Annotated in this window: 21 protein-coding genes; 11 read left to right on the top strand and 10 right to left on the bottom strand. The window is 69.0% G+C overall.

The genetic code is table 11. The features are described from left to right. Positions 1-93: 93 nt before the first annotated feature. The 3 genes from B5X82_RS16670 to B5X82_RS16660 all read left to right on the top strand — a co-directional run bounded on the left by B5X82_RS16670 (position 94) and on the right by B5X82_RS16660 (position 2766). Positions 94-588 (top strand): nuclear transport factor 2 family protein, encoded by a 495-nt coding sequence (locus B5X82_RS16670; RefSeq protein ID WP_079649305.1) that lies wholly within the window; start codon positions 94-96, stop codon positions 586-588. Further along, entirely contained in the window at positions 585-1028 is a 444-nt protein-coding gene (locus B5X82_RS16665) for a VOC family protein (RefSeq protein WP_079649304.1), read from the top strand. Before B5X82_RS16670 ends, B5X82_RS16665 begins: the two co-directional genes overlap by 4 nt. A 67-nt stretch (positions 1029-1095) precedes the next feature. Beyond that, positions 1096-2766: an MFS transporter gene (locus B5X82_RS16660; protein WP_079649303.1), complete on the top strand. Its 1671-nt coding sequence runs from the start codon at positions 1096-1098 to the stop codon at positions 2764-2766. A 10-nt stretch (positions 2767-2776) separates the two neighbouring features. On the opposite strand, the gene B5X82_RS16655 is transcribed toward B5X82_RS16660, so the two are convergent. The 3 genes from B5X82_RS16655 to B5X82_RS16645 form a co-directional block, all read right to left on the bottom strand. Next, on the bottom strand, positions 2777-3352 hold the full coding sequence (locus tag B5X82_RS16655; RefSeq protein ID WP_079649302.1) for a VOC family protein: 576 nt from the start codon (positions 3350-3352) through the stop codon (positions 2777-2779). Then, positions 3349-5091 (bottom strand): thiamine pyrophosphate-binding protein, encoded by a 1743-nt coding sequence (locus B5X82_RS16650; protein ID WP_079649301.1) that lies wholly within the window; start codon positions 5089-5091, stop codon positions 3349-3351. The genes B5X82_RS16655 and B5X82_RS16650 overlap by 4 nt, the downstream gene beginning before the upstream one ends. A gap of 80 nt (positions 5092-5171) precedes the next feature. Beyond that, positions 5172-6371, bottom strand: coding sequence for a cytochrome P450 (locus B5X82_RS16645; RefSeq protein ID WP_176152604.1), 1200 nt, complete (start codon positions 6369-6371; stop codon positions 5172-5174). Between the two features lie 263 nt (positions 6372-6634). Here B5X82_RS16645 and B5X82_RS16640 point away from each other — a divergent pair, with 263 nt between their 5' ends. Beyond that, positions 6635-7378 (top strand): helix-turn-helix transcriptional regulator, encoded by a 744-nt coding sequence (locus B5X82_RS16640; RefSeq protein WP_176152603.1) that lies wholly within the window; start codon positions 6635-6637, stop codon positions 7376-7378. A 15-nt stretch (positions 7379-7393) separates the two neighbouring features. Here the strand turns inward: B5X82_RS16640 and B5X82_RS16635 are convergent, their stop codons facing one another. Next, positions 7394-8068 carry a spermine/spermidine synthase domain-containing protein gene (locus B5X82_RS16635; protein ID WP_079649299.1) on the bottom strand — a complete coding sequence of 225 codons (675 nt, stop codon included), beginning with the start codon at positions 8066-8068 and terminating at the stop codon, positions 7394-7396. Between the two features lie 92 nt (positions 8069-8160). Here B5X82_RS16635 and B5X82_RS16630 point away from each other — a divergent pair, with 92 nt between their 5' ends. After that, positions 8161-8859 (top strand): pentapeptide repeat-containing protein, encoded by a 699-nt coding sequence (locus B5X82_RS16630; RefSeq protein WP_079649298.1) that lies wholly within the window; start codon positions 8161-8163, stop codon positions 8857-8859. 19 nt (positions 8860-8878) lie between these two features. On the opposite strand, the gene B5X82_RS16625 is transcribed toward B5X82_RS16630, so the two are convergent. From B5X82_RS16625 to B5X82_RS16615, 3 genes are read right to left on the bottom strand one after another with little or no spacing between them, the layout of a single operon-like run. After that, positions 8879-10321 (bottom strand): efflux transporter outer membrane subunit, encoded by a 1443-nt coding sequence (locus tag B5X82_RS16625; protein ID WP_079649297.1) that lies wholly within the window; start codon positions 10319-10321, stop codon positions 8879-8881. A gap of 2 nt (positions 10322-10323) precedes the next feature. Further along, complete coding sequence (locus tag B5X82_RS16620; protein WP_079649296.1) at positions 10324-13434, bottom strand: multidrug efflux RND transporter permease subunit; 3111 nt, start codon at positions 13432-13434, stop codon at positions 10324-10326. A gap of 14 nt (positions 13435-13448) precedes the next feature. Next, positions 13449-14588: an efflux RND transporter periplasmic adaptor subunit gene (locus tag B5X82_RS16615; RefSeq protein WP_079649295.1), complete on the bottom strand. Its 1140-nt coding sequence runs from the start codon at positions 14586-14588 to the stop codon at positions 13449-13451. 145 nt (positions 14589-14733) lie between these two features. Here B5X82_RS16615 and B5X82_RS16610 point away from each other — a divergent pair, with 145 nt between their 5' ends. From B5X82_RS16610 to B5X82_RS16585, 6 genes are all read left to right on the top strand, one after another. Continuing rightward, entirely contained in the window at positions 14734-15429 is a 696-nt protein-coding gene (locus B5X82_RS16610) for a response regulator transcription factor (protein ID WP_223811221.1), read from the top strand. After that, on the top strand, positions 15429-16529 hold the full coding sequence (locus B5X82_RS16605) for an ATP-binding protein (protein ID WP_079649293.1): 1101 nt from the start codon (positions 15429-15431) through the stop codon (positions 16527-16529). The genes B5X82_RS16610 and B5X82_RS16605 overlap by 1 nt, the downstream gene beginning before the upstream one ends. A gap of 112 nt (positions 16530-16641) precedes the next feature. Next, positions 16642-17565, top strand: coding sequence for a LysR substrate-binding domain-containing protein (locus B5X82_RS16600; RefSeq protein WP_079649375.1), 924 nt, complete (start codon positions 16642-16644; stop codon positions 17563-17565). A gap of 69 nt (positions 17566-17634) precedes the next feature. Continuing rightward, the gene (locus tag B5X82_RS16595; RefSeq protein WP_079649292.1) at positions 17635-19896 is read left to right on the top strand and encodes an acyl-CoA dehydrogenase; all 2262 of its coding nucleotides are present in this window, start codon (positions 17635-17637) and stop codon (positions 19894-19896) included. Positions 19897-19926: 30 nt separating this feature from the next. Beyond that, positions 19927-20304 (top strand): MbcA/ParS/Xre antitoxin family protein, encoded by a 378-nt coding sequence (locus tag B5X82_RS16590; protein ID WP_079649374.1) that lies wholly within the window; start codon positions 19927-19929, stop codon positions 20302-20304. Next, positions 20276-21040, top strand: a complete 765-nt coding sequence (locus B5X82_RS16585) for an RES family NAD+ phosphorylase (RefSeq protein ID WP_079649291.1) — start codon at positions 20276-20278, stop codon at positions 21038-21040. The genes B5X82_RS16590 and B5X82_RS16585 overlap by 29 nt, the downstream gene beginning before the upstream one ends. An 18-nt stretch (positions 21041-21058) precedes the next feature. On the opposite strand, the gene B5X82_RS16580 is transcribed toward B5X82_RS16585, so the two are convergent. The 3 genes from B5X82_RS16580 to B5X82_RS16570 are packed head-to-tail and all read right to left on the bottom strand — an operon-like array spanning position 21059 to position 24704. After that, on the bottom strand, positions 21059-22255 hold the full coding sequence (locus B5X82_RS16580) for an aspartate aminotransferase family protein (protein WP_079649290.1): 1197 nt from the start codon (positions 22253-22255) through the stop codon (positions 21059-21061). Further along, positions 22240-23685, bottom strand: a complete 1446-nt coding sequence (locus B5X82_RS16575; protein ID WP_079649289.1) for an FAD-binding oxidoreductase — start codon at positions 23683-23685, stop codon at positions 22240-22242. The genes B5X82_RS16580 and B5X82_RS16575 overlap by 16 nt, the downstream gene beginning before the upstream one ends. Continuing rightward, complete coding sequence (locus B5X82_RS16570) at positions 23682-24704, bottom strand: 2-oxoadipate dioxygenase/decarboxylase family protein (RefSeq protein WP_079649288.1); 1023 nt, start codon at positions 24702-24704, stop codon at positions 23682-23684. The genes B5X82_RS16575 and B5X82_RS16570 overlap by 4 nt, the downstream gene beginning before the upstream one ends. Between the last annotated feature and the right edge of the window lie 56 nt (positions 24705-24760).

The raw sequence follows: 24760 nt of genomic DNA, 5'->3' as shown, positions 1-24760 counted from the left end.
TCCGGCGATTGACCAACCAAGCGATTGGTTTTAGACATCCGGGGCCGCATCGCCACCCCAGGGGGCCGATGCGCGCCACAGGGAGAGGCCGCAATGAGCGCCAGTCTGGACCAGGAAAGCACCGACTATATCGCGATCACCCGGCTGCAGGCCGCCTATGCCGACATGATCACGCGCCGCGCCTGGGACGAGCTGCCGTCGATCTTCTGCGAGGGCGCCCGGATCGTCGTCGACCGGATGGACGGAACCCCGCTCGACCTCGACGGCCCGGCCGGCCTCGCCGCCTTCGTGTCGAAGGCGATCGGCCATATGGACTTCTTCGAGTTCGTCATCCTCAACACCGTCATCGAGATCGGCGACGGCGAGGCGCACGGCCGCATGTACATGTGCGAGATCCGGCACGACGCCAAGGCCGGGCAGACCATGTCCTACGGTCTCTACCGCGACCATTATCGCAAGCAGGACGGCCGCTGGAAATTCGGGGACCGCCGCTACCGGGTGATGGGGCGCACCCAGACCACCGATTACAATATCTTCCCGATGGCGGCCGCCGACTTCGCGATCGGCGGGCAGGAGGCGGCGCGATGATCAGCTATGTCACGATCGGCGTGAACTCGATCGAGGCCGCGCTGCCCTTCTACGACGCGGTGATGGCGGCGCTGGGCCATGAGCGGATCATGCTGAGCGAGACGTGGATCGGCTATGGGCTGGCCGACGGCATCTACATGCCCAAGGTCTGGGTCTGCATCCCCGAGAACGGCAAGCCCGCGACGGTGGGCAACGGATCGATGGTCGGCCTGCACGCGCCGAGCCCGGAGGCGGTCGACCGCGCCCATGCCGCCGGTCTCGCCCATGGCGGCACCGACGAGGGCGCGCCCGGCCGCCGGTCGCGTTACCATCCGAGCTATTATATCGGCTATCTGCGCGACCCGGCGGGCAACAAGCTATCCGCCTTCTGCAATACCGACGTTTTCCCCGAACCCGAAAGCTGGGCGCGGGCCGCCGCCCGACAGGCGCCGCTCGGCTGATATCGCCAACCGGCCCGCGAGCCTGTATCCCCCTCGGAAACGGTCCCGGGAACAGGGGGAGAGGTCGATGACGGACGGGTCGGGTACGGAACTGCCGAAGCACCACAAGGCGACGCAGAACGAGAAGCTGGTGATCGCCGCCTCGTCGCTGGGCACGGTGTTCGAATGGTATGATTTCTACCTCTACGGCCTGCTCGCCACCTTCATCAGCAGCCAGTTCTTCTCGGGCGTCAACGAGACAACCGGCTTCATCCTGGCGCTGGCCGCCTTTGCCGCAGGCTTCGCGGTGCGGCCGCTCGGCGCGCTCGTGTTCGGACGGATCGGCGACCTTGTCGGCCGCAAGAACACCTTCCTGGTGACGATGGCGATCATGGGCCTGTCGACCTTCGCGGTCGGCCTGCTGCCCTCCTATGCCCAGATCGGCGTCGCCGCGCCCGTCATCCTCGTCGGGCTGCGACTGCTCCAGGGGCTAGCGCTCGGCGGCGAATATGGCGGGGCGGCGACCTATGTCGCCGAACATGCGCCCAACAACCGGCGCGGCCTGTATACGAGCTGGATCCAGACGACGGCGACGCTCGGCTTGTTCGCGGCGCTGCTGGTGGTGATCGGGGTACGCCGGCTGATCGGCGAGGACAGCTTCGCCGACTGGGGCTGGCGCGTGCCCTTCCTCGTCTCGATGATCCTGTTGGCGGTGTCGATGTGGATCCGCTTGCAGCTGGCCGAAAGCCCGGTCTTCCAGAAGATGAAGGACGAGGGCAAGACATCCAAGGCGCCGCTGACCGAGGCGTTCGGCCGCTGGAGCAACCTGCGCTGGGTGCTTGTCGCACTGTTCGGCGCGGTCGCGGGCCAGGCGGTGGTCTGGTACACTGGCCAGTTCTACGCGCTGTTCTTCCTGGAGAAGACGCTCAAGGTCGACGGCGCGACCACCAACGTCCTGACCGCGATCGCGCTCGCCATCGCGACGCCGGCCTTCGTTTTCTTCGGCTGGCTGTCGGACCGGATCGGGCGCAAACCGATCATCCTGACCGGCTGCGCGCTCGCCGCGATCGGCTATTTCCCGCTGTTCAATGCGCTGACTGCCGCCGCCAATCCCGCCCTCGCGCATGCGCAGGCGACCGCGCCGGTCGCGGTGATCGCGCACGGCGACGACTGTTCGGTCCAGTTCGATCCGATCGGCAAGAACCGGTTCGACAGCCGGAGCTGCGACATCGTCAAGGCGTTCCTCGCCAAGGGCGGGGTCAGCTACCACAATGTCGAGGCGCCGGCGGGTACGATCGCGCAGGTGCGGATCGGCGAGCGGACGATCGCCGCGCCCGATCCCGCCATCGTTTCCGGTGCGGCGCGGAAGGCGGCGATCGCGGCGTTCCAGGACGAGGCCGGCGCCGCGCTCCAGGCCGCCGGCTATCCCGCCTCGGCCGATCCGGCGGCGATCGACAAGGTGATGGTGGTGGCGATCCTGACCGTGCTCGTCCTGCTGGTGACGATGGTCTACGGCCCGATCGCGGCGCTGCTGGTCGAGCTGTTCCCCAGCCGCATCCGCTACACCTCGATGTCGCTGCCCTATCATATCGGCAATGGCTGGTTCGGCGGCTTCCTGCCGACGATCGTCTTCGCGATGGTCGCGGCGACCGGGGATATCTATTACGGGCTCTGGTATCCGATCGTCGTCGCCGCAGCGACGGTGCTGATCGGCCTGGTCGCGCTGCCGGAAACCGCCAGGCGCGACATCGACCAATAACCGGCCGGCGTCAGACCCGGATGATGAGCCCCTGGCCGTCCCAATCCTCGGCGGCGGATTTCATCTGGGTGAAGAAGCCGTCCATCACGGGATTATACTCGCACATCTCCAGCATGACGCCGATCTCCCGGCGCGTGTCGGCATAGATGACCCGCATGTCGCCCATGATCTCGGTGGTCGTGGCGCGATAGGGCATGTCGACACCCATCCCCGCCAGCCGGGCCTCCTCGACGTCGAGGTCCTCCACCACCACGGCATAATGGTGGACGCCATAGCCGCGGTCGGCGATCACGTCCCGATAGACCGAAGGCCCATCATCCTTCTGCATAATGAGCTCGATCATCGTGTTGCCGCAATAGGAGGCGGCGATCGAAAGGCCGATGCCGGTCGGCTGGCCGCGATAGCTATGCTCCCGCACCCGGAAGTCGGACAGCAGGAACCATGGCCCTACCCCCATCATCCGATGGAAGCGGCGGATCGCATCCTCGACATCCTCCACGACATAGCCGATCTGGCAGACCGCGCCGATCGGTTGCCCGAACCCCGTGTTGATCCGCCCGATGTTCCGGAAGCCGAAATCCATCATATCTCCTCCACCTGATGCGGCCGCAGCTCGGCGCCGGGCATGATCGTCCTGACGAAGAAATCGACGTCCAGCGGATGGCCGGCGAAGCTGACCGGAATGTCGATCAGGCTGGTGACCGGCGATGCGATGGCACGTTCCAGCGCCCCTGCCAGCTCATCGACTCTCGTGATGCGCTCGCCCCTGCAGCCATAGGCCTCGGCGACCCTGGAGAAGTCGGTGTCGACCAGCGACGGGCCGAGCTTCCCGTTCTGGAAGACGAACTGTTCGAGCGGCTTGTAGCAGCCCCAGCAACTGTCGTTCATGACGATCATGACGACCTTGATGCCGAGGCGGGATGCCGTCTCCAGCTCCTGCGAGGTCAGGCCCGCCGAGCCATCGCCACAGACCACGAAGACCGGACGGTCGTCGGCCTGGACCACCTTGGCGCCGATCGCCATGGGAAGGCCGCACCCCATATGGCCCATGCCGCTCTCGAACTTTGCCCTGTGGGGGCCCGCCGCTTCGAGGAAGGACATCGCCCAGGACGAGGTCTGCCCGCCGTCGACGCAGACGATCGCATCCGCGGGGAGCAGCCGCTTCAGCTCCCTCATGAAGGCCGGCGTGCCGGGCGGAACGGCCACCGCCGCCTCGTCCGCCACCGCCTCGATCGCGGCGACATAATCGGCGCGGGCGGCGACCAGCGAGGCGACCCAGGCCCGGTCGACCTTCAGCGACACGCCAGTCAGGCGGGCGTGGAGCGTCTCCAGCGTCTCGCGGGCGTCGCCAATCAGGCCGAGCGTGATCGCCGCATTCTTGCCCAGCATCGTCTCGTCGATATCGATCTGCACGATGCGCTGGCCCGCCGTCGGCGTGACGGCCGGGGGCTTGGCGACGGGAGTCCAGCTTCCGAACTTGCAGCCGACCGCGATGACGAGATCGGCCTCGCGGCCTGCCTGCAGTGCTGCGAAGCCGGCGTGCCAGCCCGGGCTGCCGATATGGCGCTCGCTGCACGGGTCCACCGCGCCCCAGCCCTGGACCGAGCTGATCGCGGGAATGGCGAGCGTCTCCGCCAGGGCCCTGAACGCGTCCACCGCACCGGACCGGATGACGCCGCCGCCGGCGACGAGCAGCGGACGCGTCGCCGTCCCGAGCAGGTCGATGATGGCGTCGAGTTCGCTATCGGCGGGACGGGGACGCGGCGCAGGGCCCGCCGGCATACGTTCGAGATCATAGATGCAGTTCATCGTCGACACGTCGACGGGGAGGTCGATATGAACCGGACCCGGTCGACCCGACCGCGCCAGCCGTATCGCGCGCTCCATCAATTCGCCGGCGCGCTGGGGATCGCGGATCTGCACCCCCCATTTGGTCACCGGCCTGAACAGCGCGATCTGATCGACCGCCTGCAGCATGTCGACATGGGGATCGAGCATGGGAAGCGGATTGTCCGCCGTCAGCACGATCATCGGGACATTGTCCGCCCAGGCCGCTGCGACGCCGGGAAGCAGGTTGGTTGCGCCCGGCCCCACCGTCGCGAAGCAAAGCGCCATCTCATCGCCCGGAATGGTGGCGCCGTGTGCCATATGGCCGGCACATTCCTCGTGGCGGGTCGTGACATAGCGGAAATCGGGGTCGCGGCTGATGCCGTCCATGAAGATGCCGAGCTGTCCCGAGGGCAGGCCGAACACCGTGCGGACGCCATATTTCCTCAGCAACTCTATGAGGATACCGGTCACGGTCGTCTTGATCATGCGGGGCATTGAAGGATCCTTGCGGGCATGTGGGAGAACGAGCTTCGACGATGCCGAAGCCGCGAAGACAGCAGCGGCCGGTGGAGCGCTCAGGCGGCGACGAAACGCAGCGGCAGTTTCTCGAACGAGGTGATGGTGTTCGACATCAGCACCTCCGGCTCACCGACGGCTTCGATGCGCTCGACCTTCTCGACGAGCATTTCGAGCAGGGCCAAAGCCTCTGTCCGGGTGAGCATCTGTCCGATGCAATTGTGGATACCGGTGCCGAACGAGATATGCTTTCCCGAGGCGCGCCCGATATCGAAACGTTCGGCATCCGCCCATATCGACGGGTCGCGTCCGGCCGATCCGAGGAAGACCAGAATGCCATCGCCCTGTCGGATCACTCGTCCGAACATCTCGATGTCGCGATGAGCGACACGGCCGAACACGCGCGCCGGCGAATAGTAGCGCAGCACCTCTTCGAACGCCTTCGTGCGCAGGGTCGGATCCGCGCGGAGCCGCGCATATTGCTCGGGATGGCGGGCGAAGCAGTGGAGCATGTTGACGATCGATCCGGCGGTCGTGTCGACACCTGCCGACAGCAGGCTCATGAGCAGCAGACCCGCCTGTTCCTCGCTGATCTCCCCACGTCCCTGGGCTTCGTAGATGGCCGCGCCGAGGCCATCGGGCTTCAAGGCATCGCGGGAGCATTGCGCCTGAACCCACCGCGTCGCTGCCTCCGCCCGCGCAACAAGCGAAAGGAACAGGTCGTTGACAGGGCCGAAGGTGTTGAGGATGGCGGCCCCGAAGGTGATGAGGTTCTCGCGTCCGTCGTCACGCAGTCCGACGGTGTCGCCGAAGGCCGAGAGCACGAAGGGCACCGCCAGGTCGTCGACGGCGTCGAAGTCGCCGTCGACCAGCACCCGGTCGATCGCGACCGCCGCCGCCGACCGGTAGGCGGCTTCGTTCGCGCGCAGCAGCTTTGGGGAGAGAATGCGGCCCATCACCGATCGGATCGGGCCGTGGTCCGGCGGATCGTCGGTCACCAGGATCGCAGGCAATGGAAAGTCGGGATGCGAGAAAGGCCGCTTGGCTGACGAGAAACTCTCGGAATCGCCGAGGATCCTGTGGGCGACCGCATAACGGCCGGTCGCCCACATGGCGTATTTCTCAAGCCAGATCAGGTCGCCGGCCTGGCGGATGGCCTGGTTGGTGGCCAAGGCATCGACGATCGCTTCTGGACTGAAGGGATCAGCCGCGAAGATCGGCGTTTGTGGCTCCTCGGCACGGATGATGTCGACCGGCATACTTCTTTCCCTGCGACTTCGCGGTGAGAAGCGGGTGCGGGAAAAGCGCAGCGGGGAAAATGGCGATTTATACTCATCCCGAGCCACCCGGCGATGGCGGCTCTTCCCATGCATCCTTCGATGACATAAAAATCCGGAAAAGATCAGCGGACGAAGAGGCGCCACGGGAGGATGCCATAGGCTCGCAAACGAGTGCCACGCTGCTTGCGGAGCTGACCAGGTCGATCGATGCCGTCATAACGGCGCGGGAGATCGAGAGCGCGTTGCTCCGGCCGATTGCCGGGGCGATCGGCGCGGACGCGACCGCCTTGTTCGAACTCGATGTCGACGATGGATCGCCGAGGGACATTCGCGAGGCGACCCTGAGCAGCTCGATCGTTGGGGTGCTGGCGCCCTATCGCCGCTCGCTGTTCCGGGACGATCCCCTTTATTCAACGCCGCCGAGGAAGCCGACCGCCATGTCCGCGATCATGCGGGAGACGAGCCGGCCCGAAATATCGGCCTATTACGACAATTTCCTGGTCCCGCAGGGTATCGGCGACATCGTCGGGGTCCATTTCCCGGTCATGACCCAGCTCGGCCAGCGGGCTTTTTCCGTCAGCTTCACGCGCAGGACGGGAAGCCCCTCCTATTCGCTGCGGGAAGAGGCGCTGCTCGGCGATGTGCTGCCGCTGATCGCGCTCGCCTGTGCCAACGTCGCCCTGCGTGAGGACCTGGCCGCGCTGCAGGCCCGGATCGATGGGATGACGCTGCCGGCGCATCGCTCATCCGCGGAAACGAGCTGGCATCGCTCGTTGCGCAACGGACCTGCCCTCGACGTCCTGACGGAGCGGGAGCGGGAAATCGCAAGCCTCGTCTATGACGGCCACACCAATTTATCGATGGCCAGCCTCCTGAAGATCAGCACCCGCACGGTGGAGAACCACCTGCGGAACATCTATGAGAAGATCGGCATCCGCAGCCGCATGCAGCTCGCCACCTGGATCAGGCTGAACAGAGCGAACTGAGGCAGGCGAGCCGCATCAGGCCGGCACGGCGAACCAGATGACATGGCGCGGCCCCTTGCCGTTGCTGCGCGCACGGACCGCGACCTCGTCGACCCGGAAGCCGGCGCTGCGCAGGCGGCGGACGAAGGCCGCGTCGGGCGCGGCCGACCAGACCGCGAGCACCCCGCCCGGCTTCAGCGCCGCCCGCGCCGCCGCCAGGCCGCGCGCCGAATAGAGCCATTCATTGGTGTCGCGGACGAGACCGTCAGGGCCGTTGTCGACGTCGAGCAGGATCGCGTCATAGGTCCCGGGCCCGGCCTGGATGATCTCTGCAACGTCGCTCTCGACGATCATCACCCGTTTGTCGTCGAGGCAGCCGGCCGCCAGTTCGGCCATCGGCCCGCGCGCCCATTGGATGATCTCGGGCACCAGTTCTGCCACCGTGATCCGCGCCGTCGCCGGCAGCGCGCCCAGCGCCGCGCGCAGGGTGAAGCCCATGCCGTAGCCGCCGATCAGCAGGTGCGGCGCACCGGCCCCGCCGCCGAGCCGCTCGATCGTCATCAGCGCCAGCGCCTCCTCCGATCCGCTCATCCGGCTGCTCATCAACTCGTTGCGGTCGAGCACGATCATGAAATCGTCGCCGCGCCGGAACAGCCGCAGCGGCTCGCCCCCCGGCACCTGGGCCGTTCCGATCAGTTCACGTGCCTTCATCGCATCTGCTCCCGAGTCCCGTCGCCGATAGGGCTTTCGGCCCGCCCTGGCGAGCACGCGGATTGAAGCCTTGGCGAAAAGCGCGCTAACGAATGTCGATGGACGACCTGTTTTCAGATCGCACGATCCGCGACCAGCCCCTCACCCGCACCGATGTGGAGCGGTTGCGGGCGGCATCGCCGCGCCAGCACCTGGCCGACTGCGACCTGGAAGAAGCCGATCTTTCCGGGCTCGACCTGTCGGGCTGGACGTTCGAGCGTTGCACCCTGCGCCGGACCGACCTCTCCGGCGCGAAGCTGGAGGAGACCCGGTGGCTTTCCTGCCGCGGCGCCTTCGCGCAGTTCACCGGCGCCCAGCTCGGTGAGGCGCGCTTCACCGCCAGCGACTTCAACAATTGCGTGTTGCGGCGTGCGGTCCTGACCGCCGCCTCGTTCGAGCGATGCAAGCTGACCGGGGCCGACCTGTCCGATGCACGGACCATCGACATCCGCTTCGAGGAGACGCTGCTGGTCAACGCACGGCTGCCCGGAATCTCCTTTCGCAAGCAGCGGCTGGTCAAGGTCGACCTCAGCCAGGCCGACCTGCGCGAAGGCGATTTCCGCGCGACCCAGTTCGAGGATTGCAGCCTGCGCGACGCGAACATGGCGGGGTCGCGCTTCGACGACGCCGACCTGCGCGGCGCCGACCTGGGCGGCCTGCGGCTGTTCGACGCCACGCTGTTCCGCGGTGCGACCATCTCACGCGAGCAGGCCGGCCAATTGCTCGGCGAACTCGGCCTGAAGGTGCGCTGAGCGACGGCGCGACGCCTCGCTATTTGCTCGGCGCCCGGCCCTCGTCGCCGCCGCCCAGCGCCCGGTAGAGCCCGGTCGCGCTCGACAGCTCCTGCCGCCTGAGCTCGAGCATCGCCTGCTGCGCCGCATATTGGCTGCGCTGCGCGTCGAGCAGTTCGAGCCGGCTGTCGAAGCCGACGCGATAGCGCATGTCGGACAGGCGCGTGCGCCGCTCGGCGGCGTCGACCGCCTTGCGCTGGGCGTCGAGCTGCCGCTTATAGGTGGCACGGCCGGCCAGACCGTCGGCGACCTCGCGGAAGCCGGTCTGGATCGCCTTTTCGTAATTGGCGATCGCGATCGACTTCTGAACCTTGGCGAGCCGCAGCTCGCCGCGCAGGCTGCCGCCGTGGAAGATCGGCTGGCTGATCTGCGGGGTGAAGGACCAGGTGCGGTTGTCGCCCTTGAACAGATTGTCGAACGCCAGGCTGGTGAAGCCGAACAGCCCCGTCAGCGACAGCCGGGGGAAGAAGGCCGCGCGTGCCGCGCCGACATCGGCATTGGCCGCGACCAGCTCGCGCTCGGCCTGGCGGATGTCGGGGCGGTTGGCAATCAGGTCGGACGGCAGCCCCGCCGGAAGCTGGGTCATGATCGGCTGGTCGGCGAGCGGGATCGGCGCCGGCAGGTCCGCCGGGATCGGCGCGCCGACCAGCAGTTGCAGCGCGTTGCCCGCCTGCGCCAGCGCCCGCTGGCCCGCAGCGAGGTCGGCGGCGGCCTGCTGGACCTGCCCCTCCGCCTGCGCCAGTTCGAGCCCGCTGACCTGCTTCGCCTCATGCTGGCGGCGGGTGATGTCGAGCGACATGTTCCAGTCGGCCATCGTCCGTTCGGTCAGCGCCAGCTGCTCGGCGGCGAGACGTTCGGCCAGATAGGCGTCGACCACGGACCCGATCAGCGCGATCCGCGCGGCGCGGCGGCCCTCGTCGCTCGCCAGATAGCGTTCGAACGCCGCCTGGCTCTGCGAACGGAGTCGGCCGAACAGGTCGATCTCGAAGCTGGTGAGCGCGGCGTTGGCGGAATATTGGCCGAACTCGAACCCGCTCGGCATGGCCGTGCCGGTGCCGCCGCCGGTCGCTCCGCCGATCCCCGCCGCCGCCGTGCTCGTCGGGATGCGCTGGCGGGTGTAGGAGCCATTGGCGTCGACCTGGGGCAGCATCGCCCCGCGCGCGACGCGGAACTGGGCGCGCGCCGCCTCGACATTGAGCGTCGAGACGCGCAGGTCGCGGTTGTTCGCCAGCGCGAGGTCGATGAGCGCCTGGAGGCGCGGGTCGCCGAACATCGTTCGCCAGTCGATCGCGGCGGCGCTCGCCGGCTCCGCCGCCGCGGCGTCGGGATAGCTGGCGGCGACGGGCGGCTTCGGGATGTCAAGCCGCGGGTTCATCGAACAGGCGCCGGTCATCAGCAGCGCCAGCATGGCGATCCTGCGCATGCTCATTCCTCCACCGCCGGCTTGCGCTTCTTGTAGCGCTCGACCAGCTTCATCATCACCACGAAGAAGACCGGCACGAAGAAGATCGCGAGCAGCGTCGCGCTGATCATCCCGCCGAACACGCCGGTGCCGATCGCGCGCTGCGTCTCCTTGCTCGCCCCCGTCGCCAGCATCAGCGGCATGACGCCCAGCGTGAAGGCGAGGCTGGTCATGATGATCGGGCGCAGGCGCAGCCGGGCGGCGTGGATCGTCGCCTCGATCGTCGACATCCCCTCGTCGCGCGCCGCCTTGGCGAACTCGACGATCAGGATCGCGTTCTTGGCGCTGAGGCCGATGATCGTGATCAGCCCCACCTTGAAGAACACGTCGTTCGACAGCCCCGCGACCATCACCGCCGCCAGCGCGCCGAGCAGGCCGAGCGGCACCACCATGATCACCGACAGCGGGATCGCCCAGCTCTCGTAGAGCGCCGCGAGCACCAGAAAGACGACGAACATCGACAGGCCGAGCAGCATCAGCGCCTCGTCGCCGGCCTGCTTCTCCTGCAGCGACTGGCCGGTCCATTCGATCGCGAAGCCGGGCGGAAGCTCGGCGGCGAGCCGCTCCATCTCCTTCATCGCCGCGCCGCTCGAATAGCCGGGCGCCGCCGAACCGGCGATGCGCATCGTCGGATAGCCGTTGTAGCGGACGAGCTGGAGCGGGGTGACCTCCCAGCGCGGGTTCACCACCTCGCCCAGCCGCACCGGATCGCCGGCCGTGTTGCGGACATAGAGGTTGAGCACGTCGTCGAGCTTCATCCGCGACGCCGCCTCGGCCTGGACGATCACCTGCTGGAGCCGTCCCCGGTTCGGGAAGTCGTTGATGTAGGTCGAGCCGATCGCGCCGCTCAGCGTCGAGGCGATGTCGCTGAACGAGACGCCCAGCGTCTGCGCCTTGCGACGGTCGATCTCCAGCTTGACGGTGCTGCCGGGCGGCAGGCCTTCGGGATAGACGCCCTGCAGCACCTTGCTCTGCGCGGCGAGACCGAGGAGCTGGCCCTGCGCGGCCGCCAGCGCCGCGTCGCCCTTGCCGGCACGGTCCTGCAGGCGCAGCGAGAAGCCTGACGAATTGCCGAGGCCCTCGATCGACGGCGGCAGCAGGCTCATCACCACGCCTTCGCGGATCGCGGCCGTCGCCTGCTGGGCCGACGCCACCTCGCTCTGCGCGGTCGCGCCGTCGCGGTCCTTCCAGTCCTTGAGCATGGTGAAGACCAGCGCCGCGTTCGCGCCCGAGCCGGAGAAGCCGAAGCCCTGCACCGCGGTCGTGTCGCGCACCGCCGGACGGCTCTTGTTGTGCCGTTCGAGCACCGAGACCGCCTCGCTGGTGCGCGAGATGGTGGCGTCGGCCGGCATCTGGTAGGCGGTGATGTAGAAGCCCTGGTCCTCTTCCGGCAGGAAGGCCGACGGCAGGTTCATGAAACCGACGCCGAGCAGCACCAGCACCACCGCGAACGACGCCATCATCCGCCCGGTACGCTTGAGCAGACGCGCGACCCAGCCCTGATAGCCGCCGGCGAGCGCATCGAACTTGCGGTCGAACCAGCCGAAGAAGCCGCGCTTCTCCTCATGGCCGTGGACCGGCTTCAGGATCGTCGCGCACAGCGCCGGGGTCAGCGACAGCGCGAGGAAAGCCGAGAACAGGATCGACACCGCCATCGAGATGGTGAACTGGCGATAGATCGCGCCGACCGATCCGCTGGCGAAGGCCATCGGGATGAACACCGCGGTCAGCACGAGGGTGATGCCGATGATCGCGCCGGTGATCTCGCGCATCGCCTTGCGGGTGGCGTCGCGGGGCGACAGCCCCTCCTCCGCCATCAGCCGCTCGACATTCTCGACCACCACGATCGCGTCGTCGACGATGATGCCGATCGCCAGCACCATGCCGAACATGGTGAGCACGTTGACCGAGAAGCCCGCCACCAGCATCACCGACAGGGTGCCGAGCAGCGCGATCGGCGCGACGATCGCGGGGACCAGCGTGTAGCGGAACTTCTGCAGGAACAGGAACATGACGAGGAAGACGAGCACCATCGCCTCGGCCAGCGTCTCGACGACCTTCTCGATCGATATCTTCACGAACGGGGCGGTGTCGAACGGCACGCTGTAGGACAGGCCGTCGGGCATCGACTTCGCCAGTTCGTCCATCCGGTCGAGCACGCCCCGCGATGTGGCGACCGCGTTGGCGCCCGGCGCGAGCTGGACGGCGAGGATCGCGGTCGGCCGTCCGTTGGTGCGGGCGCTGGCGGCGAAGCTCTGCGACGCGAGCTCGACCCGGGCGACGTCGCCGAGCAGGACGCTCGATCCGTCGCTGTTGGCGCGCAGCACGATCTGCCGAAACTCCTCGGGCGTCTGGAGCTGGCCGTCGACGGTCAGCGGGATCGTCACGCGCTGCTCGCCGACGGTCGGCTCGGAGCCGATCGCGCCCGGCGCGATCTGGACATTCTGCGCGGCGATCGCGGCGTTCACGTCGCTCATCGTCAGGCTGTAGGAGAGCAGCTTGGCGGGATCGATCCAGACACGCATCGCCCGTTCGGAGGTGAAGAGCTGGACGCGGCCGACGCCGGGCACGCGCTTCAGCTCCTCCGACACGTTGCGCGCCGCATAATCGCCGAGCACGCCCGGATCGACATTCGGATCCTTCGACTCGATCGCGATCATCACCAGGAAGCCCGACGAGGCGGCCTCGACGAAGACACCGGTCTGCCGCACTACCTGCGGCAGGCGCGGCTCGGCGGTCTTGAGCCGGTTCTGCACGTCGACCTGCGCCAGTTCGGGATCGGTGCCCGGCTTGAAGGTCGCGGTGATCTGGGCGACGCCCGAGGTGTCGGTCGAGCTCTCGAAATAGAGCAGGTTCTTCACGCTCGACAGCTCGCGCTCGATCAGGCCGACGACGCTGTCGTTCATCGTCCGCGGCGTGGCGCCCGGATAGGTGGCGGTGATGGTGATGCTGGGCGGCGCGATCGTCGGATAGCGCTCGATCGGCAGCTGCGGGATCGCGATCAGGCCCATCAGGACGATCACGATCGCGATCACCCAGGCGAAGACGGGCCGGTCGATGAAGAAACGAGGCATGGGTCCGGCCTATCTCAGCGCGCCGCGGCCCGACGCCACGGCATCGGCTTGACGACCGCACCGGTCTGGACCCGATCCTGGCCCTCGACCATCACCCGATCGCCGGGCTTCAGCCCCTCGCGGACGACGACCTGCCCGTCCTTCTCGTCGCCGAGCACGACCTTGCGCTCCTGCACCTTGTTCTGCGCGTCGACGATCTTGACCGTGGTGCCGCCGGAGCCGCCATGGGCGACCGCCTGCAGCGGCACCATGATCGCGCTCGGCAGGGCGAGGCGCGGCAGCCGGGCGCGGACGAACATGCCGGGTAGCAACGTCCTGTCGCCGTTCGGCACCTCGACCCGCGCGATCACCTCACCGGTGCCGGGATCGACGCTGATGCCCGAGAAGAGCAGCCGGCCCTTGACCGGGTAGACCCGGCCGGTGCCCGAGACGATCTCGACCGGGGCCCCCTGGTCGGCGGCGCCAGCGCGCGCCGCGTCGCGCAGCGCGTCGAGCCGGGTCGCCGGCTGGCGCACGTCGACATAGACGCGGTCGATCTGCTGAACGGTGGCGAGCGGATTGGCGTCGCCCGCATTGGCGAGCGCGCCTTCGGTCAGCACCGCCTGGTCGATCCGGCCGCTGATCGGCGAACGGATCGTCGCGAAGCCGAGGTCGACCCGTCGCCGATCAAGGTCGGCTCGGGCCTGGGCGAGGTCCGCCGCCGCCTGGCGACGCGCGGCGACCGCATCGTCATAAGCCTGTCCGCTGATAGCGTCGCTCTTGACCAGCGGGGCGAGGCGATCCTCCTGCGCCTTCGCGCGGGCGAGGGTCGCCTCGGCGCGGCGCACGCTGGCCGCTGCGCTGCCCGCATCGGCGCGGAACGGCGCCGGATCGATCTGGAACAGCGGCTGGCCGGCGCGCACCTCGCTGCCCTGCTCGAACAGCCGGCGCTGAACGATCCCGCTCACCTGCGGGCGGATCTCGGCGACACGGAAAGCGACGACCCGGCCGGGCAGCTCGTCGGCGATCGAGACCGCCGCGGGGGCAACCTTCACCACCGACACTTCGGGCGTGGGCGGCGGGCCCTGCGGCTTTTCGCCACAGGCGGCCAGCGCGAGCGCTGCCGCGACGCAAAGCAACGGCGCCCCGCGGCGCCTTACATCGAACATCTTCATCGAACCGGGTCCAGCACAATCTTAGCGATGGGCCTTTGCACCGGCCGCGTCGAATATTTGTGTAGGCAATGTGGAGATAGTGTGGAGGCGCATGGCTTTCGACGGGGCGAATGGATTATCAGGCGTGTCGGGGAGAGAAGCAGAATTGACCAACGCGCTGATCCTTGTGGCCGAGGACGAGCCCGAAATCGCCGAAGTCATCGCCGCCTATCTGGAGCGCGAGGGCTTCCGCACCGTCCGTGCCGCCGACGGGCGCACCGCGCTCGACCTCCATCTCGCGCTCAAGCCCGATCTCGTCATGCTCGACGTGCAGATGCCGCGGGTCAATGGCTGGGAGGTGCTGGCCGAGCTGCGGCGGCGCGGCGATACGCCGGTTATCATGCTCACCGCGCTCGACCAGGATATCGACAAGCTGCAGGCCCTGCGCATCGGCGCCGACGATTATGTGGTCAAGCCGTTCAACGCGGTCGAGGTGGCGGCACGCGCCCGCGCGGTGCTGCGCCGGGCGGGCGGCGGCGGCGGCACCGTGCTGCGGGTGGGGTCGATCGAGGTCGACCTCGATAGCCACCTCGCCAGCGTCATCACCGGCGAGGAGCCCGAACGCCATGCCCTGCCGCTGACCCTCACCGAATTCCGCATCCTCGCCCATATGGCGCGCGCGCCGAAGCGGGCCTTCTCGCGCGGCGAACTGCTCGACGCCTGCCTGCCGGGCGGCGAGGCGCTCGAACGCACCGTCGACACCCATCTCAGCAAGCTGCGGCGCAAGCTGGAGGATGCCGGTGCGACCGGCTTCGTCAACAATGTGCGCGGCGTCGGCTTCCGCCTGGCGGACCTCGGCTGATGGCCGGCATCGGCGGCCTCGGGCGGCAGATCGTCCTCTCGATGGTCGTGGCGACGATCGCATCGGTGCTGCTGACGATCACCGGGCTCTACGTCTTCTATGGCGTCGTCATCCGCATGGCCCCGCACCTGCTGCCGATGACGCAGCACTGGATGCCGTCGCAGATCGAGTGGATGGTGATCCTGGCGCTATGCCTAGCGGCAGCGGGGATCACCGTGATCGCAGCGCTGCGGCTGGCACGGCGGATCGTGGCGCCGCTCGTCTCGGTCGCCCGCAGCGCGCGCCGCATCGCCGACGGCGACCTGGAGGTCCGTGCCGAAGCCGGCGACCGGTCGCTGTCCGAGGCGGCGATGCTGGTCGACGACTTCAACCTGCTCGCCGAACGACTCGAACGCGCGTCGCAGGCGGTGATGCGGTGGAACGCCTCGATCGCGCACGAGCTGCGGACCCCCGTCACCATATTGAGCGGGCGCCTCCAGGGCCTCGCCGACGGGGTGTTCCGGCCCGATCCGCCGCTGCTCCGCTCGCTCGTCGCCCAGGTCGAAGCACTCACCCGACTGATCGAGGACCTGCGCACCGTCAGCCTGTTCGAGGGTGGCCGGCTCGACGTCCGCCTCCAGCCGCTCGACCTGTCCGAGGAGGTGGAGGCGGTGGTCCGGCTGATGCAACCGGGGCTGGAAGCCGCCGGCTTCACGGTCGAGGCGGAGCTGGCGCCATGCCGGTGCGATGTCGACCCCGCCCGCATCCGCCAGGCGATCATGGCGCTGCTGGAAAATGTGAAGCGTCACGCCCATCCCGCCCTGGTGCGGATCCGGCTGAAGCGCAACCGCGATCAGGTTCGCATCGACGTCGTCGACCGCGGACCCGGCCTGACCCCCGACTTCGCACCCTACGCCTTCGAGCCGTTCCGTCGCTACATGGACCATGAGGGGCCGTTGAAGGGCAGCGGCCTCGGCCTCGCCGTGGTGCTGGCGATCGCGCAGGCGCATGGCGGCACGGCGAGCTATGCGACGGTCGACGGCGGCGCCTGCTTCAGCATGATCTTTCCGTGCCGCAGCGGTCCGGCCAAGCGGACGACCCCGCCCCCGCGCAGCCTCTGATGAATGTCTGGCATGATGATCGCCCGCCCCTGATGCTCCTCCGATCGGCGATTTCTCTCCACGCGAAAAAGCGATAAGCCGCGCCTTTCGATGTCTATCGGGAATGAGGATCGTGACGGATCGGACCGACATCGCCCGCCGCCTGCTTCCGCCGATGGCCGCGCTCCACAGCTTCGCGGCGGCGGCGCGCCACGGCCATTTCTCGCGCGCCGGGGCCGAGGTCGGGCTGACCCAGAGCGCCGTGAGCCGGCAGGTCGCACTGCTTGAGGACTGGCTGGGTGTACGGCTGTTCGAGCGAAAGGGGCGCCGGGTCGCGCTGACCGCCGACGGCGCCGCCTATAAGGAGGCGATCGAGCCCGCGCTGCAACGCATCCGCCAGGCGACCGCACAGATGATCGACCGGACCGAACGCGGCGCGATCACCATCGCGACGCTGCCGAGCTTCGGCATGCGTTGGCTGGCGCCGCGGCTGCCCGGGCTGACGACGGGGCAGGCGGACCTGGTCGTCAATTTCGCGGCGCGATCGGATCGGTTCGACATCGCCGCCGCCGGCTATGACGCAGCGATCCATTTCGGCCTGCCCGACTGGCCTGGGGCGAGCCACGACCTGCTGTTCCGCGAACGCGCCCTGCCGGTGGCAGCCCCGGCGCTGCGCGACCGGATCGCGGATGGCGGGCCCGAAGCGCTGCTCACATTGCCCCTGCTCCACCTGACGACCCGCCCCCATGCCTGGCGGCGCTGGTTCGCGGCGGCCGGGGTCGACGCCCCGCCGATCACGCCCGAGCCCAGCTTCGAGCATTTCCTGATGCTCGCGCAGGCCGCTGCCGCGGGCGGCGGGGCCGCACTCGTCCCGACCTTCCTGATCGAGCCCGAGCTGGCATCGGGCGCGCTGGTGCGGCTGTCGGACCGGGCCGTGTCGGGCCGCGAGGCCTATTATCTGGTCTACCCGCCCGAGCGCCTCGCCAACCGCCGCTTCCGCGCCTTCCGCGACTGGCTGCTCGCCGAGGCTGAGCGGGAACGGCGGGAAGGGGACTGAGACGCCCCGTCCCGGTCGGGCGGACCCGGCCGCGCCCTGCTTCGTTGCCTCCCGGGAAGGAGAGAGACCATGGTCCTGACCGCGATCCGTCGCAAGATGCTGTCGCGCCCCCTGTTCGATCTGGCGGCCAGGGCGATGCCGCGCCTGTCGCCGACCGAGAGCGAGGCGATCGACGCCGGCGACGCCTGGCTCGACGCCGCGATCTTCACCGGCGATCCCGACTGGTCGCAACTGCTGGAGGTGCCGCCGGCGGCGCTGAGCGAGGAGGAGCGCGCCTTCCTCGACGGACCGGTCGAGACATTCTGCGCCATGATCGACGACTGGCGGATCGGCTGGGACAGCCGCGACCTGCCGCCCGAGGCCTGGGACTATCTGAAGCGCGAGCGCTTCTTCGGCATGATCATTCCGAAGCGTCATGGTGGCCTTGGCTTCTCCGCTTTTGCGCACAGCGAGGTCGTCCGCAAGATCGCCTCGCGATCGGCCGCCGCGGCGGTCACCGCTATGGTTCCCAATTCGCTGGGCCCTGGCGAGCTGATCCTCGCCTTCGGTACCGAGGCGCAACGCGACCATTGGCTGCCGCGCCTTGCCGATGGCCGCGAAATCCCTTGCTTCGGCCTGACCAGCGCCGATGCAGGATCGGACGCGGCGGCGATGAGGGACGTGGGCGTGGTGTGCCGTGGCCAGTGGGAGGGCCGCGAGGTGCTCGGCATCCGGCTTGACTGGCACAAGCGCTACATCACCCTTGCGCCGGTCGCGACCGTGCTGGGCCTCGCCTTCAAGCTGCGCGATCCCGACCGGCTGCTCGGCGGCGAGGAGGAGATCGGCATCACCGTCGCACTGGTGCCGACCGACCTGCCCGGCGTCACCATCGGTCGCCGCCATCTCCCCTCGATGCAGCCCTTCCAGAACGGGCCGACCAGCGGCGAGGGCGTGTTCGTCCCGCTCGACCATGTCATCGGCGGCGGCGAACGGGTCGGCCAGGGCTGGAAGATGCTGATGAGCGCGCTCGCCGCCGGGCGCGGCATCTCGCTGCCGTCGCTGTCGGCGGCCTCGGCCGCCTTCGCCGCACACACGACCGGCGCCTATGCCCGCATCCGCGTGCAGTTCGGTCTGCCGATCGGCCGGTTCGAAGGTATCCAGCAACGGCTCGCCCGCATCGCCGGCAACGCCTATCTGCTCGACGCCGCGCGGCGGCTGACCTGCGCGGGGCTCGACCAGGGCCATCATCCCGCGGTGATCGCCTCGATCATGAAGCTGCACGCGACGGAGCGGATGCGGATCGTCGTCAACGACGCGATGGACGTCCATGGCGGCAAGGCGATCATCGAGGGGCCGCGCAACTATCTGGCCAGCCTGTACCGCGCGGTGCCGGTCGGCATCACCGTCGAGGGCGCCAACATCCTGACCCGCAGCCTGATGGTGTTCGGCCAGGGCGCGATCCGCGCGCACCCCTATCTGCTCGATGAGATCCGGGCGCTGGGCGACGAGGACCGGTCACGAGGGATCGCCACCTTCGACGACCGGCTGTGGCGCCATGTCGGCCATTTCCTCGCGACCATGCTGCGCGCGGCGGGGCGGAGCTGGACCGGCGGCCTGTTCGCTACTGCACCGCGCGCGGCCGGGCCGGCGCGGCGTTTCTACCGGCAGCTCTCGCGCCATGCGGCGGCCTTCGCACTGACCGCCGACATCGCCTTCCTCACCCTGGGCGGCGAGCTCAAGCGGCGCGAGCTGCTGTCGGCGCGGCTCGGCGACATATTGTCGGAGATCTACCTCGCCGCCGCCACGTTGAAGCGCTGGCACGACGAGGGGCAGCAGGCCGCCGACCGACCGCTGCTGGACTATGCCATGGAGACGGGCTTCGCGACGATCGAGCAGCGCTTCGACGCGATCCTTGCCAACCTGCCCAACGCACTGGCGCGCGGCCTGCTGCGCTTCCTCATCCTGCCGTTCGGCCGCCGCCGGCACGGCCCCTCGGACCGGCTGGTCCGCCAGGTCGCCGATCTGCTGCTCACCCCTTCGGCGACGCGAGACCGCCTGACCGAGGGTCTCTGCCTCGGCACCGAAGAGGAGCCGGTCGGCCAACTCGGCCGCGCCTTCCTGCTGGCGGAGGATGTGCAGCCGATCCGTGACCGGCTGCGCAAGGCCGGGCACGACGACTGGCGCGCCGCGCGCGAACGGGGCCTGATCGACGATATGGAAGCCGCCCGGCTCGAAGCCGCCGACGCGGCGGTCGCTGCGGTGATCGCAGTCGACGACTTCGCACCCGAAGAGCTGACCGGCCATGATGGAGGCCCTCCCCTTGCAAAGGAAGTCGTCCATTCCTATGATTGATATTAGTCGATATTGTTCATGGGAACGATCATGGCCACAGCCCATCCCGACCGCGCCGCCGACCAGGGCCGGGTGCTGTCCGAAGCGATCGCGCGGATCGCAGGCTGCTGGAAGCTGACCAACGAGCAATTGGGCGCGATCCTGGGGCTGTCGCCGGCGACCGCCTCGCGGCTGCGCTCGGGCGGCTTCCGGCTCGACCGGTCGAGCAAGGCGTTCGAACTCGGCCAATATCTGGTCCGCCTGTTCCGCAGCCTCGACGCGCTGATGGGCAGCGACGACCTGGCGTCGATCTCCTGGCTCAGGACCGCGAACCTCGATCTCGACGGCCGACCGATCGACCTGATCCGGACGGTGCGCGGGCTGAGCGACGTGGCGGACTATGTCGACGACTATCGCGCCCAGATCTGATCCGCCGCCGCCGAGTGCCGAGCAGTTCCGCGCCTATGATGCGACGCTGTGGCGGCTGGTCGAGGCGCAGCACCGCATCTCGACCAATCGGCTCGCCGCCAATGCCGAGGACCAGGCGTTGCTCGAGGATCTGGTCGAGACGGTGAAGCCGGTGCTGCCGCCGGCCGCGCGCGGGCTGCATTACCTGCTCGCGACACCGTTCCGCTATGGCCACAAGAAACCGTCACGCTTCCGCCGGGCAGGCGAGCGCCCCGGCATCTTCTACGCCGCCGAGCATGTCGCGACGGCGGTTGCCGAGACCGCCTATTGGCGCCTGCTGTTCTTCTCGCGCTCACCGGGCTTCCGGCCGCCGACCACCGTCGTCGAGCATTCGGCCTTCACCGTGCCGGTGCGGACGCCCCGGCTGCTCGACCTGTCCGCGCCGCCCTATGCGGCATCGGCAGCGGCCTGGACCGATCCCGATGACTATGCCGCCTGCCAGGACTTCGCCCGCGCGGCGCGCGGCATCGCGACCCAGGCGATCCGCTACCTCTCGGTCCGCGACCCCGCCCGCCGTGCCAACGTCGCGCTGCTCGACCCGACCGCCTTCGCCGCGACATCCCCCGCCATCCGCCAGACCTGGCACTTCCGCTACGAGGACGGCCACCTCACCGCCTATGCCGCCTTCCCGTCCGACGAGCGCCACGTCTTCGGTTTCGAGCAGTTCGGACTGCCCACGCCTCCGGACCAGGGCTGAACCTGGACGGGTCGTCCTTCAGGCCGCCCGTTCGCCCATCGCAGCGAAGCCCGCGACGGTCGCGGCGAAGCGTTCGAGCGCCAGGTCCGCCTCGTCCTCGCGCATCAGCAGCGAGGGCAGCATCCGCACGCAATTGTCGCCGCCGCCGGCGACCAGCAGCCTGTGCCGCCGCGCCGCCGCCATGAACTCGCGGTTGTTGACGGCCAGCTTGACGCCGATCAGCATCCCCTTGCCGCGGATGTCGACGACGATCGACGGATGGTCCGCGGCGATCCTCGCCAGCCCTTCGGCCAGCCGACGGCCTATCAGCTGCGCGTTGGCCAGCGTTTCCGGCCGGGATATCTCGTCGAAGGCGGTTTCCGCGACCGCCATGGCGAGCGGGTTGCCGCCGAAGGTCGACCCATGGACCCCGGCCACCATGCCACGTGCAGCCTCGGCCGTCGCGACGCAGGCGCCGACCGGGAAGCCGCAGCCCAGCGCCTTGGCGATCGCCATGATGTCGGGCTCCGTCCCCTCGAACCACTGATGCGCGAAGAGCCTGCCGGTGCGGCCCATCCCGGACTGCACCTCGTCATGGATCAGCAGCACGCCATGGTCGCTGCACAGCCGGCGGAGATCGAGCAGCCATTCGCCAGGCAGCGCCCGTGCGCCGCCTTCTCCCTGCACCGGCTCGACGATCACGGCCGCGGTGGTCGGTCGCGCGATCGCGGCAGCCAGCGCCGCGCGGTCGTCGATGTCGAGCTGGACGTAACCCGGCAGGCGCGGGCCGAAGCCGTCGAGATAGGAGGGATTGCCCGACGCATTGATCGTCGCATAGGTCCGGCCGTGGAACGACCCGGTGAAGCCGATGATGTCGATCCGCTCAGGCGCACCGCCTGCCGCGTGGTAGCGGCGTGCCGTCTTCAGCGCCGCCTCGACCGCCTCCGCACCGCTGTTGGTGAAGAACAACCGCTCGCCGAAGCTGGCTGCGCAGATCCGCTCGGCGAGCCGCTCCTGCCCCGGGATGCGGAAGACGTTGGAGAGGTGCCACAGCTTGCCCGCCTGCTCGGTCAGCGCCGCGACCAGCCGGGGATGGGCGTGGCCGAGCGCGTTGGTCGCGATTCCCGCGACGCAGTCGAGATAGGTTTCGCCCTCGGCCGTATGGAGCCATACACCTTCGCCGCGCACGAAGACCGGCTCGGCGCGATTGTACACGGGCATCAGTTGGTCGGACATGTTTCCTCCTCTGCTGCGGGGCCGAAGGCGACCCGGCCGATGGGCACGGGCGCGAACAGCGACTGGACATGCCCCGCCAGCCGCTGCACGGCGGACGGGGTGAAGCGGCGATAGGCCGCGACGTTGCGGGGGCCGACGCCATGCTCGGCGCTGAAGCTGCCGCCATGGCGCTCGACGACCGTCGCCGACACCTGCATCCGGAGCGCGTCGGCAAGACCCGGCGGGATCGGTCCCGCCTCGTGCGGCCACAGCATGTTGAAGTGGAGCCCGCCGTCGCCGACATGGCCGAAGTCGCAGACGCGCAGGTCCGGATGATCGCGCAGCACCTCGGCCGTCATCGCAGCGCGGAAAGCCGCGACGTCGCCGCGCCGCAGCGCGACGTCGCAACCGATCACACTGCCCGACGCCCGCAACCCTTCCGGGATCGCGTGACGCAGCGCCCAGAGTCCGTCGTGACGGTCGACCGCGACGTCCGCCACCAGAGCGGCGTCGCCCTCCATGAAGGGCGCGATCGCGGTGCCGAGCGCCTCCTCCAGCATCGCGCCGTCGAACGCCGCGCCCGCGGCGAGCTCGACCAGCAGGAAATAGCGATGGCCGGCATCGGCCGCGAAGGGACGGCGCAGCCGCGGCACATGGCGAAGCGCCGCCTCATAGGCAGCCGGTGACATCCCCTCGAACGCGGTCAGCATCATGCCCCAGTCGTGCTCGAACGCGACGAGCAGCCGGTCGATCGCCATCGCGTCGGTCAGCGCCAACAGCGCGGTGACGGCGTGGGCGGGTCGCGGCTGGAGCGTCAGCGTCGCCGCGGTGACGATACCCATGGCGCCGCCGGTGCCGATCGCAAGCTGCTTCAGGTCCATCCCGTCATTCTGCTTCCAGCAGTCGCGCCCCAGCGTCCGCACCTCGCCGTCGGCTCCGCCTGAGACCAGCTCGATCGACAGCAGGTTGCGGCGCACATCGCCATAACGGAGGAAGCGCGCCCCGCCGGTATTGGCGGCGATCATGCCGCCAACGCTCGGGTCGGCGCCCAGATCGATCGGGAAGAACAGGCCATGCTCGGCGGCGGCGGCGTTGAGCTGCGACAGCGTCACCCCGGCGCCGACCCGTGCGGTCCGGTTGACCGGATCGATCGCCAGCGGACTGGTCAAGCGCTCCAGCGAGAGCAGCAGCATCGACCCGCTGTCGTCGGCGGCGCCGCCGGCGACCAGGCCGGTGCGCGCGCCCTGCGGCACGACGCGAACGCCTTCGTCGGCGGCGATCGCCATCACCCGGGCGATCTCGGCCGTACAGCCCGGCCGGACCAGCGCGAGCGCACGGCCGGCGGGACCTCGTCCGTCATGGTCGCGCATCGCCACATCGGCGCGATCGGTGAGCAGATGCGCCGGTCCGACGACGGCCACCAGCCGCGCGATCAGCGCCCCGGTCGTCATGCCGCGCGGGTCATCGCGAAGATGCCGGTCGCGTTGCCGCTGTCGAAGCTCAGGTCGAGCCGGCCGGTCGCCGGATCGACGTCGCGGGCGATGATCTCGTAGAAGGACCCCGGCACCGTCCGTGCGACCATATCGTTCCCATCGCGGAAGGTCCTCACGACGGGATCGGCGCGAAACGCCGTCTGGCGGACGCGGCCGGTCTGCGACACCTCGACCCGCTCCTTGACCGGCAGGCCTGCCGCACGCTGGCGCTCGGCCTCTGCCGCGACGTCGGGCACCCGGCTGGTCGCATGGTTGAAGGCATTGCCCTCGGTCGCGATCCAGGCGGCCTCGTCGGAGCGGTCGAGCAGCAGCGCATAATCGTCCAGCGCGGGGGCGGGATGCTGGCGATCGAAGGCCGAGACGATCACCGGCAGCGCCGCCACCGCCGCGTCGAACGGAACCTCGCCGTCGCGTTCGAACCGGGCGAGCACCGCCTTGGCCGTGGCGTCGAGCGGATCGCGGCTGGCATGGAACACCCGCTGCGCCGCCATTGCGAAGGCGGGATCGAACCGCTCGACGTGCAGCTCGCTGACGAAGAATTGCGGCAAGCCTTCCGGCATGTCGCGATGCGCCCAGGCGCGGCCGGTCATCTTCAGCCGGGGCAGCGGATAGGTGCCGGCGACATGATAGCCGAGCGGGCCGAGGATACGGGCGAAGGCGTCCTGCCCCGCCGGCAGGGCACCGGTGCCGCCCGCCGGGAAGCGCACCGTGCGCAGCGCGCCATGGTCGAAGCGAATCCGCTCGCCCCGCGCACGCTGGTCGGCGACGAAGGCGGCGCCGGTCGGCACCCGGACGAGGATGTCGTCGAACAGGATCGCATTGAGCGCCGCGGCGAAGCAGATGCGCGAGACCCCGCCCCGCGGGGCGCGATGGGCGAGCGCCCCATCGAGATCGATCGCGGCGATGACCGCCGCCGCCCGCGCCCCGAGCATCGAGGCGACCAGGGCCTCACCGATTATCTGATGATCGTCCAGCATGATGTCTCCGCCTGCCTGTTGCAGATAGGAGAGGTTCCGGCTGGCGCAAAAAGGAT

It is taken from the genome of Rhizorhabdus histidinilytica, assembly GCF_900167915.1.
Lineage (GTDB): Bacteria > Pseudomonadota > Alphaproteobacteria > Sphingomonadales > Sphingomonadaceae > Rhizorhabdus > Rhizorhabdus histidinilytica.
The sequence above is the reverse complement of the archived record's forward strand: the minus strand, read 5'-3'. Positions and strand labels throughout refer to the sequence as shown.

What these genes read in the sequence shown, in the direction of transcription:
- B5X82_RS16655 (WP_079649302.1), bottom strand. Translation starts at nt 3,352, where the DNA reads ATGATGGATTTCGGCTTCCGGAACATCGGGCGGATCAACACGGGGTTC.
- B5X82_RS16595 (WP_079649292.1), top strand. Translation starts at nt 17,635, where the DNA reads ATGGTCCTGACCGCGATCCGTCGCAAGATGCTGTCGCGCCCCCTGTTC.
- B5X82_RS16660 (WP_079649303.1), top strand. Translation starts at nt 1,096, where the DNA reads ATGACGGACGGGTCGGGTACGGAACTGCCGAAGCACCACAAGGCGACG.
- B5X82_RS16670 (WP_079649305.1), top strand. Translation starts at nt 94, where the DNA reads ATGAGCGCCAGTCTGGACCAGGAAAGCACCGACTATATCGCGATCACC.
- B5X82_RS16625 (WP_079649297.1), bottom strand. Translation starts at nt 10,321, where the DNA reads ATGCGCAGGATCGCCATGCTGGCGCTGCTGATGACCGGCGCCTGTTCG.
- B5X82_RS16650 (WP_079649301.1), bottom strand. Translation starts at nt 5,091, where the DNA reads ATGCCCCGCATGATCAAGACGACCGTGACCGGTATCCTCATAGAGTTG.
- B5X82_RS16665 (WP_079649304.1), top strand. Translation starts at nt 585, where the DNA reads ATGATCAGCTATGTCACGATCGGCGTGAACTCGATCGAGGCCGCGCTG.
- B5X82_RS16645 (WP_176152604.1), bottom strand. Translation starts at nt 6,371, where the DNA reads ATGCCGGTCGACATCATCCGTGCCGAGGAGCCACAAACGCCGATCTTC.
- B5X82_RS16620 (WP_079649296.1), bottom strand. Translation starts at nt 13,434, where the DNA reads ATGCCTCGTTTCTTCATCGACCGGCCCGTCTTCGCCTGGGTGATCGCG.
- B5X82_RS16590 (WP_079649374.1), top strand. Translation starts at nt 19,927, where the DNA reads ATGGCCACAGCCCATCCCGACCGCGCCGCCGACCAGGGCCGGGTGCTG.
- B5X82_RS16630 (WP_079649298.1), top strand. Translation starts at nt 8,161, where the DNA reads ATGTCGATGGACGACCTGTTTTCAGATCGCACGATCCGCGACCAGCCC.
- B5X82_RS16615 (WP_079649295.1), bottom strand. Translation starts at nt 14,588, where the DNA reads ATGAAGATGTTCGATGTAAGGCGCCGCGGGGCGCCGTTGCTTTGCGTC.
- B5X82_RS16575 (WP_079649289.1), bottom strand. Translation starts at nt 23,685, where the DNA reads ATGACGACCGGGGCGCTGATCGCGCGGCTGGTGGCCGTCGTCGGACCG.
- B5X82_RS16580 (WP_079649290.1), bottom strand. Translation starts at nt 22,255, where the DNA reads ATGTCCGACCAACTGATGCCCGTGTACAATCGCGCCGAGCCGGTCTTC.
- B5X82_RS16635 (WP_079649299.1), bottom strand. Translation starts at nt 8,068, where the DNA reads ATGAAGGCACGTGAACTGATCGGAACGGCCCAGGTGCCGGGGGGCGAG.
- B5X82_RS16570 (WP_079649288.1), bottom strand. Translation starts at nt 24,704, where the DNA reads ATGCTGGACGATCATCAGATAATCGGTGAGGCCCTGGTCGCCTCGATG.
- B5X82_RS16585 (WP_079649291.1), top strand. Translation starts at nt 20,276, where the DNA reads ATGTCGACGACTATCGCGCCCAGATCTGATCCGCCGCCGCCGAGTGCC.
- B5X82_RS16605 (WP_079649293.1), top strand. Translation starts at nt 15,429, where the DNA reads ATGGCCGGCATCGGCGGCCTCGGGCGGCAGATCGTCCTCTCGATGGTC.